Annotated in this window: 17 protein-coding genes; 9 read left to right on the forward strand and 8 right to left on the reverse strand. The window is 59.9% G+C overall.

Going from position 1 to position 16573, the window contains the following annotated elements:
• Positions 1 to 63: 63 nt before the first annotated feature.
• A complete protein-coding gene (locus AC4IHP_RS18065) occupies positions 64 to 1107 on the forward strand; it encodes an Ldh family oxidoreductase (RefSeq protein ID WP_460119058.1) in 1044 nt (347 codons plus the stop codon).
• Between the two features lie 43 nt (positions 1108 to 1150).
• Here the strand turns inward: AC4IHP_RS18065 and AC4IHP_RS18070 are convergent, their stop codons facing one another.
• Positions 1151 to 1468 (reverse strand): ElaB/YgaM/YqjD family protein, encoded by a 318-nt coding sequence (locus AC4IHP_RS18070; protein WP_016774661.1) that lies wholly within the window; start codon positions 1466 to 1468, stop codon positions 1151 to 1153.
• Positions 1469 to 1622: 154 nt separating this feature from the next.
• Here AC4IHP_RS18070 and AC4IHP_RS18075 point away from each other — a divergent pair, with 154 nt between their 5' ends.
• Positions 1623 to 1877 carry a hypothetical protein gene (locus AC4IHP_RS18075; protein WP_003224595.1) on the forward strand — a complete coding sequence of 85 codons (255 nt, stop codon included), beginning with the start codon at positions 1623 to 1625 and terminating at the stop codon, positions 1875 to 1877.
• 6 nt (positions 1878 to 1883) lie between these two features.
• On the opposite strand, the gene AC4IHP_RS18080 is transcribed toward AC4IHP_RS18075, so the two are convergent.
• Complete coding sequence (locus tag AC4IHP_RS18080) at positions 1884 to 2798, reverse strand: LysR family transcriptional regulator (RefSeq protein ID WP_490832352.1); 915 nt, start codon at positions 2796 to 2798, stop codon at positions 1884 to 1886.
• A gap of 84 nt (positions 2799 to 2882) precedes the next feature.
• Here AC4IHP_RS18080 and AC4IHP_RS18085 point away from each other — a divergent pair, with 84 nt between their 5' ends.
• Positions 2883 to 3806 (forward strand): carbon-nitrogen hydrolase family protein, encoded by a 924-nt coding sequence (locus AC4IHP_RS18085; protein ID WP_490832353.1) that lies wholly within the window; start codon positions 2883 to 2885, stop codon positions 3804 to 3806.
• A 147-nt stretch (positions 3807 to 3953) separates the two neighbouring features.
• Here AC4IHP_RS18085 and AC4IHP_RS18090 read toward each other — a convergent pair whose 3' ends face one another.
• Together AC4IHP_RS18090 and AC4IHP_RS18095 are read right to left on the reverse strand one after the other, a co-directional pair.
• Positions 3954 to 4427 carry an LEA/WHy family protein gene (locus AC4IHP_RS18090; protein ID WP_073474543.1) on the reverse strand — a complete coding sequence of 158 codons (474 nt, stop codon included), beginning with the start codon at positions 4425 to 4427 and terminating at the stop codon, positions 3954 to 3956.
• Between the two features lie 64 nt (positions 4428 to 4491).
• Positions 4492 to 5958 carry a nucleobase:cation symporter-2 family protein gene (locus AC4IHP_RS18095; protein WP_490832354.1) on the reverse strand — a complete coding sequence of 489 codons (1467 nt, stop codon included), beginning with the start codon at positions 5956 to 5958 and terminating at the stop codon, positions 4492 to 4494.
• Positions 5959 to 6220: 262 nt separating this feature from the next.
• Between AC4IHP_RS18095 and zapE the strand changes: the two genes are divergently transcribed.
• The 3 genes from zapE to AC4IHP_RS18110 all read left to right on the forward strand — a co-directional run bounded on the left by zapE (position 6221) and on the right by AC4IHP_RS18110 (position 8611).
• Positions 6221 to 7339, forward strand: coding sequence for a cell division protein ZapE (gene zapE, locus AC4IHP_RS18100; RefSeq protein WP_490832355.1), 1119 nt, complete (start codon positions 6221 to 6223; stop codon positions 7337 to 7339).
• Between the two features lie 17 nt (positions 7340 to 7356).
• Positions 7357 to 7938, forward strand: a complete 582-nt coding sequence (locus tag AC4IHP_RS18105) for a DinB family protein (protein WP_490832356.1) — start codon at positions 7357 to 7359, stop codon at positions 7936 to 7938.
• A gap of 175 nt (positions 7939 to 8113) precedes the next feature.
• Complete coding sequence (locus AC4IHP_RS18110) at positions 8114 to 8611, forward strand: GNAT family N-acetyltransferase (protein ID WP_460119069.1); 498 nt, start codon at positions 8114 to 8116, stop codon at positions 8609 to 8611.
• Between the two features lie 120 nt (positions 8612 to 8731).
• Here AC4IHP_RS18110 and AC4IHP_RS18115 read toward each other — a convergent pair whose 3' ends face one another.
• From AC4IHP_RS18115 to AC4IHP_RS18125, 3 genes are all read right to left on the reverse strand, one after another.
• On the reverse strand, positions 8732 to 8941 hold the full coding sequence (locus AC4IHP_RS18115) for a hypothetical protein (RefSeq protein WP_490832357.1): 210 nt from the start codon (positions 8939 to 8941) through the stop codon (positions 8732 to 8734).
• 193 nt (positions 8942 to 9134) lie between these two features.
• The gene (locus AC4IHP_RS18120) at positions 9135 to 10877 is read right to left on the reverse strand and encodes a phosphoethanolamine transferase CptA (RefSeq protein ID WP_460119073.1); all 1743 of its coding nucleotides are present in this window, start codon (positions 10875 to 10877) and stop codon (positions 9135 to 9137) included.
• A gap of 211 nt (positions 10878 to 11088) precedes the next feature.
• Positions 11089 to 11271 (reverse strand): DUF6026 family protein, encoded by a 183-nt coding sequence (locus AC4IHP_RS18125; RefSeq protein WP_016774671.1) that lies wholly within the window; start codon positions 11269 to 11271, stop codon positions 11089 to 11091.
• Positions 11272 to 11546: 275 nt separating this feature from the next.
• On the opposite strand from AC4IHP_RS18125, the gene gnd reads away from it, so the two are divergent.
• Genes gnd through AC4IHP_RS18140 form a run of 3 tightly spaced genes read left to right on the forward strand, consistent with a single transcriptional unit; the run spans position 11547 to position 14865 of the window.
• Entirely contained in the window at positions 11547 to 12527 is a 981-nt protein-coding gene (gnd, locus tag AC4IHP_RS18130; RefSeq protein WP_064362242.1) for a phosphogluconate dehydrogenase (NAD(+)-dependent, decarboxylating), read from the forward strand.
• On the forward strand, positions 12524 to 14047 hold the full coding sequence (gene zwf, locus AC4IHP_RS18135) for a glucose-6-phosphate dehydrogenase (protein WP_490832358.1): 1524 nt from the start codon (positions 12524 to 12526) through the stop codon (positions 14045 to 14047). The genes gnd and zwf overlap by 4 nt, the downstream gene beginning before the upstream one ends.
• Positions 14044 to 14865 (forward strand): HAD family hydrolase, encoded by an 822-nt coding sequence (locus AC4IHP_RS18140; protein ID WP_490832359.1) that lies wholly within the window; start codon positions 14044 to 14046, stop codon positions 14863 to 14865. Before zwf ends, AC4IHP_RS18140 begins: the two co-directional genes overlap by 4 nt.
• A 193-nt stretch (positions 14866 to 15058) precedes the next feature.
• On the opposite strand, the gene nhaB is transcribed toward AC4IHP_RS18140, so the two are convergent.
• Positions 15059 to 16561: a sodium/proton antiporter NhaB gene (gene nhaB / locus AC4IHP_RS18145; protein ID WP_490832360.1), complete on the reverse strand. Its 1503-nt coding sequence runs from the start codon at positions 16559 to 16561 to the stop codon at positions 15059 to 15061.
• Between the last annotated feature and the right edge of the window lie 12 nt (positions 16562 to 16573).

Raw genomic sequence — 16573 nt, forward strand, 5'->3', positions numbered from 1 at the left:
TTAATCGGTGGGCAAAACGACCGTACGCTGTTGTTCCCTCCAATAATCATTCTGGAGCTTCAGATGTCTGCGCCACACGATCAGGGCTCGTCCTCGTTGTCCCTCGAAGCACTCACGCAATTGCTTGAAACGATATTTCTGCGGCACGGCACTTCCAGCGAAGTGGCGCGCGTGCTCGCGGCCAACTGCGCCGGCGCCGAGCGCGATGGCGCTCATAGCCACGGCGTATTTCGTATGCCCGGTTATGTCTCGACGCTGCGAAGCGGCTGGGTCAACGGCCATGCGGTACCACAGGTGGAAGACGTTGCGCCTGGGTTTGTCCGCGTCGATGCCGGCAATGGTTTTGCGCAGCCGGCATTGGCGGCGGCCCGACCGCTGCTGGTGGAAAAGGCCCGTCATGCCGGGATCGCGGTGTTGGCGATTCGTAACTCGCACCATTTCGCCGCACTGTGGCCGGATGTCGAACCGTTCGCCGATGAAGGTCTGGTGGCGTTGAGCGTGGTCAACAGCATGACTTGCGTCGTACCTCATGGCGCCGACCGGCCGTTGTTCGGCACTAACCCGATCGCCTTCGCCGCGCCAAGGGCCAATGCCGCGCCGATTGTTTTCGACCTCGCCACCAGCGCCATCGCCCATGGCGATGTACAGATCGCCGCGCGCAAAGGTGAAAAGCTTCCGGCCGGGATGGGCGTCGACAGTCTCGGCCAACCGACCCAGGACCCCAAGGCGATTCTCGAGGGCGGGGCGTTGCTGCCGTTTGGCGGGCACAAGGGTTCGGCGCTGTCGATGATGGTCGAGCTGCTGGCGGCGGCGTTGACCGGCGGCAATTTTTCCTTCGAATTCGATTGGTCCAACCATCCCGGCGCGAAAACACCGTGGACCGGTCAGCTATTGATTGTGATCGATCCGAACAAGGCGGCAGGACAGAGTTTCGCCCAGCGCAGCGAGGAGCTGGTGCGGCAGATGCACGGCGTCGGGCTCAAGCGTCTTCCGGGGGATCGACGGCATCTGCAGCGCAGTCGCTCGATGGCACAGGGGATCGGTCTGGATGAGCAAACGTTGCGGCAGTTGCGTGAAATGGCAGGGGAGTCGGTCGCGCAGGCATAAAAAAAGCGAACCGCGAGGTTCGCCTTTTCTTGTGACGCTGAACTCAGCGACGGCCGAGCAGCAGGCCCACCACCAGGCCGAATCCGGCGGAGATCGCTACGGTCTGCCATGGATGGCCGCCGATATAGTTTTCAGTCGCTTCTACGGCAGGTTTGGTGCGGTCGCGCACGCTGGACACCGAGTCGAGCGCCAGTTGCAGTTTCTGGGCGATTTGTGCACGCAGCGTTTCCGCTTCTTCGCCTACCAGTGAAGCGCTGCTCTTGAGCAGTTTGTCCGATTCTTCAATCAGAGCCTGAAGCTCGCTGAAAGCTTGATCCTTGATTTGCTCTTCGGCAGCTTGCGAGGCGGTTTTACGGGCCATTGGGTGACTCCTTGCAGGTGAATGGACAGTGACCAATGGAGTGTAGCGGCAGGCGAAAAGTTGCATGTCATTCGTGGAGAAGGGAAAAACCTGCACCGGAGATTTGCAGCGAGCGTGTAAGATGTCGCCATTTTACGCAGCAGGACAAATCCCCATGAGTTTCAATCTGGCCGACAAATCCCTCGCAGAGCGCGCCGCGCTGGAAGATGAGAAATCCCGTCTGTTCGAACTCTGGCAGAACAATCTGGGCAAAGCCAAAGGCGAAGCCGCGCGTCTGTTTGGCGAGCGTTCCAAGCGCAAGGGCAAATGGGCCGAGTGGGTCCGCGCCGAGCTGGACGGCATGTCGCCACCGGAGTTCGCCAACATGGTGCGCAGCGAAGTCAATCGCCTGATGGCGGCGAACAAATAACCCGCTTCACACTTGGCTGAACGTGGCGGCAATCGCTTCGCGAACCTTGACCAGCACCGGATCGATCTGCGTGCTGGTGCGCCAGCCCAGCTCCACCGGATAGCGCGGCAAAGCCAACGGGCAGGGCAGCAATGCCAACCCGCTCAACGCCGCGATACTTTCTGCGGCGTGGGCTGGAATGGTCGCCACCGCCTGACTGCCCTTGAGCAGAAAGGGCAGCGCGGCAAAATGCGTGGTCGAGGCGCAGACTCGCCGGCTCAAACCCACCGCCGCCAATCCTTCGTCGGTAATGCCGATAAAGCCACCCGACGACACCAGAATGTGCTCACGTTCAACGAACTCCTGCAGCTCGATCTGCTGCTGGCCTGGCGCGAGACTGCTCGGGTCGACGAGACACGCATAGCCACCTTCCACCAACACCTGCCGGCTGAGCAGGCGCTCGGCGAAGCCGCCGGCGGTGATCGCCAGGTCGATGCTGCGTTCCATCAACGCACGGGCGACGATCTGGCTGTGGGTCTGGCGAAAGATCAGCCGCAGTTTCGGCGCGCGACGAGCGATTTCTTCGATCAAGTGGCGCCCGTAGGCAATTTCAAAATCATCTGACAGACCAATCGCTACCGAGCGCCCGTCATAGTGATTGGCCGCCGGGTCGAGCATGGCCAGACTTTGCCGACATTTGTTCAGGGCATCGCTGATTACGGGTTTGAGCTGATTGGCTTGCAGGGTCGGCGCCAGCCCGCGCCCGGTGCGTACAAACAACTGATCACCATAGACGTCGCGCAAACGGCGCAATGCCGCACTGACTGCCGATTGCGTTACGCCAAGGCGCAGGGCCGCGCGGCTGGCGCTGGATTCCTCGTGCAGCGCTTCGAAGACTTTCAGCAGGTTGAGGTCGATGTTGGCGATATTCATTTGGCTCATATCATTCAGCAGCGCGAAGGGCTTTATTCATGATCGCGTGCCGCTGGAGAATCGGCAACACCTGAACCTGATGGAGTAAACACGATGGCCAAATCCATAGTTGCTGCGCTGCAGATCGGCGCCTTGCCCGGGGGCAAGGGCGAAACCCTCGACCAGATTCTCAGCTGGGAAGACGCGATCCGCGAATCCGGCGCGGCGCTGGTGGTGATGCCGGAAGCCCTGCTCGGTGGCTATCCGAAGGGCGAGGGCTTCGGCACCCAGTTGGGCTATCGACTGCCCGAGGGGCGTGAGGCCTTCGCACGTTATTTTGCCAATGCCATTGATGTACCGGGCGCGGAAACCGAAGCGCTGGCCGGATTGTCAGCGCGCACCGGGGCCAATCTGGTGATCGGCGTGATCGAGCGCGCCGGTAGCACATTGTATTGCACGGTGCTGTATTTCGACCCTCAGGCAGGACTGATCGGTAAACACCGCAAGCTCATGCCTACAGGAACCGAGCGACTGATCTGGGGCAAGGGTGACGGCTCGACTTTGCCGGTGTTTGACACCCAGGTCGGCAAGCTCGGCGCCGTGGTGTGCTGGGAAAACATGATGCCGCTGCTGCGCACGGCGATGTATGCCAAGGGCGTTGAGGTCTGGTGCGCGCCGACCGTGGACGAGCGCGAGATGTGGCAGGTCAGCATGCGCCACATCGCCCACGAAGGTCGCTGCTTCGTGGTCAGCGCCTGTCAGGTGCAGGCCTCGCCGAATGCGTTGGGTGTGGAGATTGCCAATTGGCCCGGGGATCGACCTTTGATTGCCGGTGGCAGTGTGATCGTCGGACCGATGGGTGATGTACTGGCGGGACCGCTGCGTGGCGAGGCGGGATTGCTGACAGCGGAAATCGACACGGAGGAACTGGTCCGCGCACGGTATGACTACGATGTGGTCGGCCACTATGCGCGCCCGGATGTGTTCGAGTTGACCGTTGATGAGCGTGCGAAGCCGGGGGTGCGGTTCAACTCCTGACCTTGAAACTTGCAGAGAACCTGTGGGAGCGAGCCTGCTCGCGAAGACGTAGGCAGCATGAGCATCGTAGTCGCCTGAAACACCGCCTTCGCGAGCAGGCTCGCTCCCACAGGGGTTGTGTGTTGTTCTGCCGATTGAGACCGCTGACTACCAAGTCGCCGCACTCGCCTTGGGCAGGCTCAATTTGCCGCTGTCGGTAAAGCGCATTGTGCCAAACAACCCACCGGCCAGTTTGCCGCGCAGCACGTAGGGCAAGTTATCGAGGCTTTGCGTCTGGCTCAGGCCCAAGGTCTGGCGCAGGAACGAGAACGCCGAGACGCTGACCGGCACCGTGACAATGGCTTCAGAGAAACGCGGGATCGAACCGCTCTGATCGCTCACACCGGAAGCCAGCGAATGCCCATTGACCTCCAGATCCAGCGCGATGCCGTTGTAGTCGATCGCCGTCTCATTGGGATTCTGCACGCGCAGCTTGATGGCGAAGCGCACTTCCAGTTCCTGACTCGGTAGCGGCTCAAGGCCGACCACGTTGATGTTCACCGGGTCGCGGTTGGGAAACAACGCGCAGGCACTGAGCGACAACAGCAGGAGCGACAGGATGACGGCGTGGACGCGGCGCATAAGAATCTCTCGACAAAAAAGGGCTGAACCGTCGCCGGTGCAGCCCTTTTTTCCAGGCGCGACGTCAGCGGTTCAACTGTGCGACAGCCGCCGCTTGGCCGGGTTCACCTTTGGCGGCGACGTCGGGGTTTTCCATGACCTGCAGAATCGAAGCTTCCGGGTCGAAATCGTCTTCTTCCAATTCGATGAATTCTTCGGGCAGGAAGATGTTCAGCACGATAGCGCACAACGCACCGACAGTGATTGGCGATTCGAAGATGTTGCGCAGTGCTTGCGGCAGTTCGCGCAGGACTTCCGGCACCGCCGCGATGCCCAGGCCCATGCCCAGCGAAATCGCCACGATCAGCATGTTGCGCCGATGCAGACCGGCCTCGGCGAGGATCTTGATCCCGGCCACGGCGACGGTGCCGAACATCACCAGCTCCGCGCCGCCAAGCACCGGTTTCGGCATCAGTTGCAGCACCGCGCCGATCATCGGGAACAAACCGAGCAACACCAGCAGCCCGGCGATGAAAAACGCCACGTAACGGCTGGCCACTCCGGTCAACTGGATCACGCCGTTGTTCTGCGCGAAAGTCACCATGGGCATGCTGTTGAACACCGCCGCCATGGCCGAGTTGAGACCATCGGCGAGCAGCCCGGATTTGATTCGACGGATGTACAGCGGGCCTTTGACCGGTTGTCGCGAGATCATCGAGTTGGCGGTCAGGTCGCCGGCCGCTTCCAGTGGCGACACCAGAAAAATTACCGCTACCGGCACAAACGCCACCCAATCGAAGTTGAAACCGTACTTGAACGGCACCGGCACGCTGACCAGCGGCACCTCGGGCATCGAAGCGAAATCCACCGTGCCCATCAGCCATGCCACCACGTAACCCAGGGTCAGGCCGATGACGATCGCGCCCAGCCGCAGAAACGGCACGTCGACGCGGTTCAGCACGACGATAGTGCCGATCACCAACGCCGCGAGAAAGACATGACTGGCCGCGCCCAGATCGGGCGCACCGAAGCCGCCGGCGATGTCGGTCATGGCTACTTTGATCAGTGACAGACCCATCAGGGTGATGATCGTGCCGGTCACTACCGGTGTAATCAACATGCGCAGCTTGCCGATGAACTGGCTGAGTACCACTTCAATGAATGCTGCGAAGAAGCACACACCGAAGATGGTCGAGAGGATTTCGTCAGTACCGCCGCCACGCGCCTTGACCATGAACCCGGCGCTGAGAATCACGCTGATAAAGGAAAAACTGGTCCCTTGCAGACACAGCAAACCGGAACCGACCGGGCCGAAGCGCTTGGCTTGCACGAAGGTACCGAGGCCGGAGACGAACAGCGCCATGCTGATCAAGTAGGGGATTTCACTCTGCAGGCCCAGCGCGCCGCCCATGATCAGGGTAGGGGTGATGATGCCAACGAAACTTGCCAGCACATGTTGCAGCGCGGCGAACACGGTGGCGGTCAGGTGCGGACGGTCGTTGAGGCCGTAGATCAGGTCGTTGTTGCGCGGGGCTTTGTCAGAGGCGGTCATGGTCAGGTGCGCGCCGCGAGGCGGGGCCGGGTCAGAAAATGGGTGCGCAGAATGCCGCAAGCGGGCGGCGAGGGCAACGAGCAATAACTGCCTGAAAGGTCAGGTTTTTGGGCTCTGTGGGAGCGAGCCTGCTCGCGAAAGCGCTGGGTCAGTTTGCATCTCGGTCACTGACAGGCTGCCTTCGCGAGCAGGCTCGCTCTCACAATGATCGTCCACGTGCGTCAATCAGCAATGGAGAATTCCACGTGGCATACTCCCGCGCATGAACTTCGACTCCCCCCTCAGTGCCTGGCAATACGCCGTTGAGCACAAGGGCTTCATCCAGGATGAAGCCCAGGAACACGCGGTCTGGGCCTTGCAGAAATGCCACGAAGCCTTGCACACCGATGCCCGTGCGGTCAGCGGCGTGTACCTGTGGGGGCCGGTCGGGCGCGGCAAGACCTGGCTGATGGATCAGTTCTATCAAACCTTGCGCGTACCGGCGCGGCGTCAGCATTTCCATCACTTCATGGGTTGGGTCCATCAGCGCTCATTCCAACTGAGCGGCATCGCCGATCCGTTGCGCGCGCTGGCCAAAGAACTCGCTGGCGAAGTACGCGTGCTGTGTTTTGATGAACTGTTCGTCAACGACATTGGCGATGCGATCATCCTCGGGCGCTTGTTCCAGGTGATGTTCGACGAAGGCGTGGTGGTGGTCTGCACGTCGAATCTGCCCCCGGATGATCTGTACGCCGACGGCTTCAATCGTGACCGCTTTACCCCGGCAATCGCGGCAATCAAGGCGCACATGCAAGTTGTCCCGGTCAATGGCGCCGAGGATCATCGCCTGCATCCGGGGACGATCGAACAGCGCTATTTCGTCAGCGCGACCGATTCGCCGAGTGCGCTGGCTGCCGTGTTCAAATCACTGATTTCGGATGAAATCAGCAGTGAAGAACCAGTCGCAGTGGGTCATCGCATGCTCAACGTGGTACAGGCCAGTGAATCCGTAGTGTGGTGCCGTTACAGCGATCTGTGCGAACAACCTTTCGCCGCCATGGACTTCATCGCGCTGTGTGATCGCTACCGGGCTATTCTCTTGAGCGAAGTGCCGAACCTCAGTGCACGAAAGCGCGAGGGACGCATCGCGCGCGGTACCGAAGACGGCGCCGAGCGCGTGGTCGCCGGCGATCGGGAGCTGCCGCAGTTGTCAGTACACGACGATGGCGTACGCCGCTTTATCGCACTGGTCGATGAATGCTACGACCGCAAGGTGCCGCTGTACGTCGAGGCAAGCGTGCCGATGGACGCGCTCTACACCGAGGGCTATCTGGAATTCCCGTTCCGCCGCACCCTCAGCCGGTTGCAGGAGATGCAGTTGCAGCGTTTCGCCGAAGCCTGAAAGAGGAGGACACCGACATGAGTCAACCGCTGTCCCATCATTTGCTGACCATGGCTTACCAGAATGCCTGGGCCAATCATCGCCTGGCCAAGGCCTGGACCCGGCTCGATGGCGCTGAACTGGTCGCGCCACGGGTGAGTTTCTTCCCCAGCATCCGCCTGACCCTCAACCACATCCTCACCTGCGACTGGTTCTACGTCGACGCGCTGGAGCGCGAATTGCGCGGGGACGAGCCGCACCCGGATTGCTACGTTTTCTTCAATGAAGACGAGCCGTTCACCGACGCTGCGGCGCTGCGTGCAGAGCAGGCTCGCGTCGACCGGCGTCTGATCGCTTATTGCGAGCAACTGAGGGATGCTGATCTGCCGAGGATCGTCACCATCGCCCGCGACATGCCGCAACATGACAGCCGCCTGCGCATGCTCTCGCATCTGTTCGAACACCAGATTCATCATCGTGGCCAGGTGCACGCAATGCTCAGCGGCACGACGGTGAAGCCACCGCAACTGGATGAGTTTTTCTGCGTCGGCGAAAGCGCATTGCGCGCTGAAGACTTCGCCGAACTGGGCTGGACTGAAGAGCTCATCTGGGGCCACTGACTGCAAAAGGTCGCAGCCTCGATGCACTCGCGTAGGAGCTGACGACTGCAACGAGCCTGCGATCTCTTGATCTTCAAATTTCCGATTGCCCACCCATTCAAACCCAAGCTAATGTCCCCATCAGCCTTCCAGCAAGCACCTTGCGCGCCGGGGCTTTTGTTTATCGGGGATGGAAATGGATTCCGCAGAAATACTCGTACTTCAGGCCAGCTACAGCAACCCGGTGCACGCCGAAGCCATCGGCATCGTGCTCAACCACTACGCCGAAGATCCCATGGGCGGCGGTCATCCGATCGCGCCGGAGCTTCTTCAGCGGTTACCCGAAGAACTCGCGCGCCGAGCTCATGCGTTCAGCGTGCTGGCCTTTGTTGGCGGCGAACCGGCCGGGCTGGTCAACTGTTTTGAGGGCTTCTCCACCTTTGCCTGCAAACCGCTGGTCAACGTTCATGACGTCGCGGTGGTTGGTAAATTCCGTGGCTTGGGGCTAAGCCAGAAAATGCTGCAGAAAGTCGAGGAAATCGCCCGCCAGCGCGGTTGCTGCAAAATCACCCTGGAGGTGCTGGAAGGCAATGCTGCGGCGCATGGGGCGTATCGCAAATTCGGCTTTGCACCGGGGATGTTCAATCCAGATCATGGGCGAATGCTGTTCTGGATAAAGGATTTACAGGCCTGAAAAGCCCTCACTGCAAATCACCAGCCCGAACATAAAAAAAGGCGCCCAATCAGGGCGCCTAACTGTCATCTCCCGGGCCAGAGCGGAGCCACGGAAGGTTCATCGGTTGCTCGGTGAAATTCAGTCGCGATAAGACTCGGTCACCTGCGCCGTCTGGTCAGCAGGAACGCGAATTTCTTTCGCAGCGACGTCGGCCTTTTGCTCGCCTTGCGCGTGCTGGACCGGGAAATTGTCGTAGTAATAACGCATACGCTCGGCGCCGCCTTCAGCGAAGGCGCTGGTGGAACCGAGGGCGAGCAGGGTGGTGAAGATGATGGTGGTGGTTTTCATGTTGCCTCCTACTGAACAAGTGGGAGTCGGTTCGTCCGTGAAGCAGACCGCGGAACAGAGTCTGCGTCGCGGCCATTAACGATGGGTTAACGCGGGTTGAGGGCAAATATTGCGAGGTATTTCAGAGCGGAGTACCGACGCAGCAGGCCGATCAGCGCATACAAAAAAGGGCCCTCACGGGCCCTTTGTCGGTTTACTTCTGTGCCACCTCTGCCGGGGCAGGCTGCTTGGGTTTCATCAAGCTGAAATCTATCAGTGAGCGTTTCGCCGTCTGATAGGGATCGCCAATCAACAGCTTGCGCGGCACGAAGCTGTCGCTGACCAGGCTCTTGCTGCGATCCAATTCATCCGAGCTCAATCCGACCAGATCCGCCCAAGTGTGAATGAACTGCGAGCTGCTGTACGGGCGGCTGAGGTCGCCAGCGAAGTTCCAGTCGTGGTTTTGTTTCCATTTCGGCGAGGCCCAGGCCATGAACGGGATGGTGTACATCGGCGCGGTCGGTTTGTTTTCGTTGCGCCCGAGAGTGCTGTGGCCGGCCGAGTCGAAGACGTCTTCGCCGTGGTCGGACAGGTACAGCAAAAAGCCGTTTGGATCGGATTTGGCGTAGTCCTTGATCAGGCTCGAGACCACGAAGTCGTTGTACAGCACCGCGTTGTCGTAGCTGTTGTAGGTCGGCAGTTGATCGTCGCGTACGCCGGCAGGGACGCCCTGGCGATCCTGAAACTTGTCGAAAGTCGGCGGATAACGGTACTGGTAGCTCATGTGCGTGCCGAGCAGATGCACGACAATCAGTTTGCGTTCAGCCGGATCAGTCAGCGCCTTGTTGAACGGCTCGATGACGTCACCGTCGTACTGCGCGGCGTTCTGGTTGCGGTTGTTGTTCAGGTACACCTGCTCGTCGGCCTGTTCGGAGAAAGTCGTGAGCATGGTGTTGCGCTTGGTCATGGTCTGTTGGTTGGTGATCCAGAAGGTCTTGTAACCCGCTTGTTTCATCACGCTGACCAGCGACGGCGTCGACAGGTACAGATCCGGGTTCTGCTCATCGGCGAAGGTCAGTACTTGCTGCAACGCTTCGATGGTGTAGGGACGCGGGGTGATGACGTTGTCGAAGATCGCCAGTTGATCCTTGAGCTTGTCCAGTTCCGGCGTGGTGTTGCGCGGATAACCGTAGAGGCTCATGCGCTGTCGGTTGGTCGATTCGCCAATCACCAGCACCAAAGTCGCCGGCTGACCGGCAGAAGTGTCCTTGAGGTTTTTCAGCGGCGGGATCTTGCTCGCACTGTCGAGCATGCCCTGCATGTCGGCGAGGGTTTCCTGATAACGGTGATACGCCACGGCCATCTGCCACGGCACGGCGGGTTCGATGCGGGTTTCGAATTTCTCGAAACCTTGGGCGAAGGTGCCCATGCGCAGGGTCTGCTTGACCAGCGGGTAGCCGACCACGGCAACCACGATGGCCGTCGCCGCGACCAGCGCGCGACCGCGCGGCATGTACACCGGGCGCAGACGGGTCCACAAAAAGTAAGCAAATGCGGTATGGGCGAGGAACGCCGGAATCATCCACCAGGCAAAGTACTGAGTCATGTACTCGCCAGCTTCCGACACGTTCGACTCGAACATGATGAAGATGACGCTTTGCGAGAACTCCTGCTGATAAATGAAGAAGTAACCGAGGCTGGCCATCGAGCAGGCCCACAGCACTACGCCGATGATGGCGGCGAGCAGGCGAGTGTGTTTGGGGAACAGCAACATCGGCGCCAGCCACAGCGCGCTCATCACGAAAGCCTGGCGGAATCCGGTGAAGCCGGATGTGCCGGTCAGTTGGATCAGCAGTTGGGTGATACCCGAGAAATACCAGAAGAAGACGAACAGCCAGATAAATCCAGCCCAGTCGAAACCGTTCGCAGTCGTTTTGCTGCGTTTGAACAATGCCATTCAGCGCTCCAGCTCAATCATCAAACCCACGCCGGAACGCTTCCATGACACCGACGAACAGAGGCCGTACGCGCAGGTGCGGCCAGAATGGGGCGGAGTATCCCCAAGGACATGTGAAAGATTTGTTAAGCGCTGCGTTTATCTGGCATCAAGCGGTCAGAGGTACAACGTGTCGGGAACGACGATGGCCGTTCCCGTAGCAGGCGGGGGATCAGGCGTGAGGCGCGCGCTGCACAACCGGACGCGGTTGCGGCTGCGAGCCTTGGGTCAATGCGCGCAATTGCGCCAATTCGTGCTTCAACTGGTCGCGCTCGTCTTTCAACTGGCGCAATTCATCGCGACGGATCGTAACGTAGAGGGTTTGTGGCGGCATTGCTGTGTGTACTGTGCCCATTGCTCACCTCGCAAATGGCGTGCATCAACTGTAAGTCACTCCTCGTTTTGAGGCGCTTGACTTACTATCGGCGCCAATTTTGATTTCTTTTGCCCAGGAAGGGAACTTTTTTATTTTTCATGGTCGGTGTGTCTTCGGCAGGATTCGGGGCGTTATCACTCTGGATCGGGCACAATGCCCGGAAACTTCATCGCAACGCTCTGGACTAACCTCCATCAGTCGCGTTGGGCTATAACCAATGACACACATTTATTTGTAGTAAGGAGCATCAGCACATGCAACTCGGGATTATTGGACTGGGCCGCATGGGCGGCAATATTGCGCGACGTCTGATGCTCAACGGGCACACCACCGTTGTTTACGACCGCAATACCGCTTTCATCGATAACCTGGTCGCCGAGGGCTCCACCGGCGTCGCAGACTTGCCAGCCCTGGTTGCCGGCCTCGACAAGCCGCGCGCTGTCTGGGTCATGCTGCCGGCTGGCGCGCCGACCGAAGACACCATCAACACCCTGAGCGAACTGCTCGAACCCGGCGATACCATCATCGACGGCGGCAACACCAACTACAAGGATGACATTCGTCGGGCCAAGACCTTGAACGAGAAGGGCCTGCACTACATCGACGTCGGCACCTCCGGCGGCGTCTGGGGCCTGGAACGTGGCTATTGCATGATGATCGGAGGCGACGCCGAAACCGTGCAGCGTCTCGACCCGCTGTTTGCCGCTTTGGCGCCAGGCATGGGCGACATCCCGCGCACCAAGGACCGCAAGTCCGATGACCACCGTGCCGAGCACGGCTACATCCACGCCGGTCCTGCCGGTGCCGGGCACTTCGTGAAGATGATTCACAACGGCATCGAATACGGCATGATGGCCGCGTTCGCCGAGGGCTTCGACATTCTCAAGACCAAATCCAGCGAGCGTTTGCCGGAAGATCAGCGTTTCGACCTGAACGTGGCCGATATCGCTGAAGTCTGGCGTCGTGGCAGCGTGGTTTCTTCGTGGCTGCTGGATCTGACTGCCGATGCGCTGGCCAGCGATCCGAAGCTCGACGGTTTCTCCGGTTCTGTCGCTGACAGCGGCGAAGGCCAATGGACCATCGAGGCGGCCATGGAGCAGGCGGTGCCGGTACCGGTGCTGTCCAACTCGCTGTTCTCTCGTTACCGCTCGCGCGGCCAGGGCACCTTTGGTGACAAGATCCTGTCGGCACAACGCTTCGGCTTCGGTGGCCACGTGGAGACCGCGAAAAAATGACCCGTACGATCCGCAGAAAATCCAAGGCAGAACCCGCACCACCGACCACGCTGTTCCTGTTCGGTGCCCACGGCGACCTGGTCAAGCGTTTGCTCATGCCGGCGCTGTACAACCTCAGTCGCGACGGCCTGCTCGACGACAATCTGCGGATCGTCGGCGTTGACCACAACGCCATTACCGATGAAGCCTTCGCGCTGAAGCTCGAAGACTTCATCCGTACCGAAGTGGCGGCGAAGGTCGGCAAGGGCGATCAGATGCTTGATCCGGTCTTGTGGGCCAAGCTCGCCAAAGGCATCAGCTACGTCCAGGGCGATTTCTTGGACGACAGCACTTATTCAGCCCTGGCGGCGAAAATCGCCGACAGCGGCACTGGCAATGCGGTGTTCTATCTGGCCACCGCGCCGCGTTTCTTCAGTGAAGTGGTGCGCCGCCTCGGCAGCGCCGGTCTGCTTGAAGAAACTCCCGAAGCGTTCAGAAGGGTGGTGATCGAGAAGCCGTTCGGCTCCGACCTGCACACCGCCGAAGCCTTGAACGCATGCCTGCTCAAGGTCATGAGCGAGAAGCAGATCTATCGCATCGATCATTACCTGGGCAAGGAGACCGTGCAGAACATTCTGGTCAGTCGGTTCTCCAACAGCCTGTTCGAAGCGTTCTGGAACAACCATTACATCGACCACGTGCAGATTACGGCAGCGGAAACCGTCGGCGTAGAAACCCGTGGCAGTTTTTACGAACACACCGGCGCACTGCGTGACATGGTGCCCAATCACCTGTTCCAGCTGCTGGCCATGGTCGCCATGGAACCGCCGGCCGCATTCGGCGCCGATGCAGTACGTGGGGAGAAAGCCAAAGTGGTCGGGGCGATCCGCCCCTGGTCCATTGAGGAAGCGCGGGCCAACTCGGTGCGCGGCCAGTACACGGCGGGCGAGCGCGACGGCAATCCATTGAACGGTTATCGCGAAGAAGCCAACGTCTCGCCCGAGAGCACCACTGAAACGTATGTGGCGCTGAAGGTGATGATCGATAACTGGCGCTGGGTCGGCGTGCCGTTCTACCTGCGCACTGGCAAGCGCATGAGCGTACGCGATACCGAGATTGTCATCTGCTTCAAACCGGCGCCGTACGCGCAGTTCCGCGATACCGAAGTCGACGAGTTGCAACCGACCTACCTGCGCATCCAGATCCAGCCAAACGAAGGCATGTGGTTCGATCTGCTGGCCAAGCGGCCGGGGCCGGCGTTGAACATGGCGAACATCGAACTGGGTTTTGCCTACAAGGACTTCTTCGAGATGCAGCCTTCCACCGGCTACGAAACCTTGATCTACGACTGCCTGACCGGCGATCAGACCCTGTTCCAGCGCGCTGACAATATCGAGAACGGTTGGAGAGCTGTGCAGCCATTCCTAGATGCCTGGCAGCAGGACGCCAGTGTCGAATTGTATGCGGCTGGTGACGATGGCCCGCAAGCAGCGGAAGATCTTCTGACTCGCGATGGTCGCGTCTGGCACGGCCTGGGATGAGTGATTTGCCGAAACAACCCATAAGTTTTCTGCTCAGCGACATGGACGGCACGCTGTTGCTGCCGGATCACTCACTGAACCAGCGCACCATCGACGCAGTGCGCTCTTTGCGCGAGGCCGGCGTGCTGTTCAGCCTCGCCAGTGGGCGCCCGCCGAAAGCCATGCTGCAACAGATCGAAGCGCTGGGCGTGGATCTGCCGACAGCGGCGTTCAACGGCGGCACCATCGTCAAACCGGACGGTACGCTGTTGGCTGCTCACTATTTGCCGGCAACCACGGCGCTGATCGCGCTGGCACTGTTTGCCGATCAGCCGGAGGTGGAAATCTGGGTGTTCAGCGGCGGCGACTGGCTGCTCAAGGACCCGTACGGGTCGATGGTTCCACGTGAACAGAGCGGGCTCGGCTATCCGCCGGTGGTGGTCGAGAGTTTTGAACCGTATCTGGAGCGCATCGACAAGATCGTCGCTACCAGCAACAACACTGAGTTGCTGATTGAGCTGGAGGCGCAGCTGTTGCCCAAGGTCAACGGCATGGCGCAAGTGTCGCGCTCGCAGCCGGTGTATCTCGACGTTACGGCGCTTGAGGCCAACAAAGGCACGGCATTGACGACCATCGCCGAATACCTCGGCGTGCCGCTGGAGCAAACCGCTGTCATCGGCGACGGCGGCAACGACCCGGCGATGTTCAAATGCGCTGGCTTTTCGATTGCCATGGGTCAGGCGGAAGAGGCGGTGAAGCGCCAGGCTGACGTCGTCACCGCGCCGAACACCGAAGATGGCGTGGCTTTGGCGATCGCGAAGTACATCCTCCCGCGCTGATCCAACACCAAAACCATTGTGGGAGCGAGCCTGCTCGCGAAAACGGTGTGTCATCCAACAGATTCGTTGCCTGACACGGCCTCTTCGCGAGCAGGCTCGCTCCCACAGGTTTTCGCGGCGCCTGCAAAAGCCCGGTGACCCACAAAAACGATTGTGGGAGCAAGCCCGCTCCCACAGGTTTGTTCAGTGTTGCTTAGAGCCAGTAACTCACGGCATACCAGCCCAGCAGACCCATCACCACGGTATACGGCACCGCCATCCACACCATGCGCCCGTACGACAACCGCACCAGCGGTGCAATCGCCGAGGTCAGCAGGAACAGAAACGCTGCCTGACCATTAGGTGTCGCCACGCTCGGCAGGTTGGTGCCGGTATTGATCGCAATCGCCAATGTCTCGAAGTGCTCGCGAGTCATGTGTCCGGCAAGAAAAGCCTGTTTCACTTCGGTGATGTAAATGGTCGCAACGAATACGTTGTCACTGATCGCCGAGAGCAAGCCGTTGGCGATAAACAACATGCCCGGCTGTTGATCCATCGGCAGCGCCAACACCCACTGGATCAGTGGGACGAACAGATGCTGATCGTGAATGACCGCCACCACGGCAAAAAACACCACCAGCAGTGCAGTAAACGGCATGGCGTCCTTGAACGCGCTGCCCAGACGATGCTCGTCGGTGATCCCGGTAAACGCGGTGATCAACACGATTACCATCAATCCGATCAGGCCGACTTCTGCCAAGTGAAACGCCAGGCAACCAATCAGGATCAGCGCCGCCGCCCCTTGCACCAGCAGCGCCGCCGTCTGGCGAGGCGTGCGTTTGGCGTTGTCCTCGGCGGCGTAGTTCGCCAGCACGGCGCGGACGTTGTCCGGCAGCAGCGTGCCGTATCCGAACCAGCGCAGCTTCTCCAGCAGCACGCAAGTGACCAGACCCGCCGCCAGTACCGGCAGCGACACCGGGGCAACTTTCTGGAAGAACTCGCCGAAATGCCAGCCCATCTCATGGCCGATCAACAGATTCTGTGGCTCACCCACCAAGGTGCAAACCCCGCCGAGTGCCGTGCCAACCGCGCCATGCATCAACAGGCTGCGCAGGAATGCGCGGAATTGATTCAAGTCCTCATGGTGTCGCGACGGTAAATGCTGATCGTCGCCGAATTCGCTGTCCTGACGCGGATCGTTGCCCGACGCGACCCGGTGATACACCGAGTAAAAACCGACAGCCGCACTGATGATTACCGCCGTCACGGTCAACGCATCCAGAAATGCCGAAAGAAATGCCGACAAGAAGCAGAACATCAGCGCCAGAATCGCTTTCGAGCGCACGCCCAACAGCAGCCGCGAGAAGAGAAACAGCAGCAGATCCTTCATGAAGTAAATGCCAGCGACCATGAACATCAGCAGCAGGATCACCGGAAAGTTGTGCAGTAACTCATCGTAAAGCGCTTGCGGCGTAGTCATCTTCAGCAGCAACGCTTCAATCAACAGCAGGCCGCCCGGCATCAACGGATAACACTTAAGCGCCATGGCCAGGGTGAAAATGAATTCGATCACCAGCAGCCAACCTGCCGCAACCGGACCGATGGTGAACAGCACCACGGCATTGAGAATGAGAAAACCGACGATGGTCGCCTTGTACCAGCGTGGCGATTGCCCGAGGAAGTTGTGCGCGAACGCCTGGGCGATTGAACCGGACATCGGCTGCTCCTT

The sequence above is a fragment of the Pseudomonas sp. UF-293 genome (assembly GCF_058245595.1).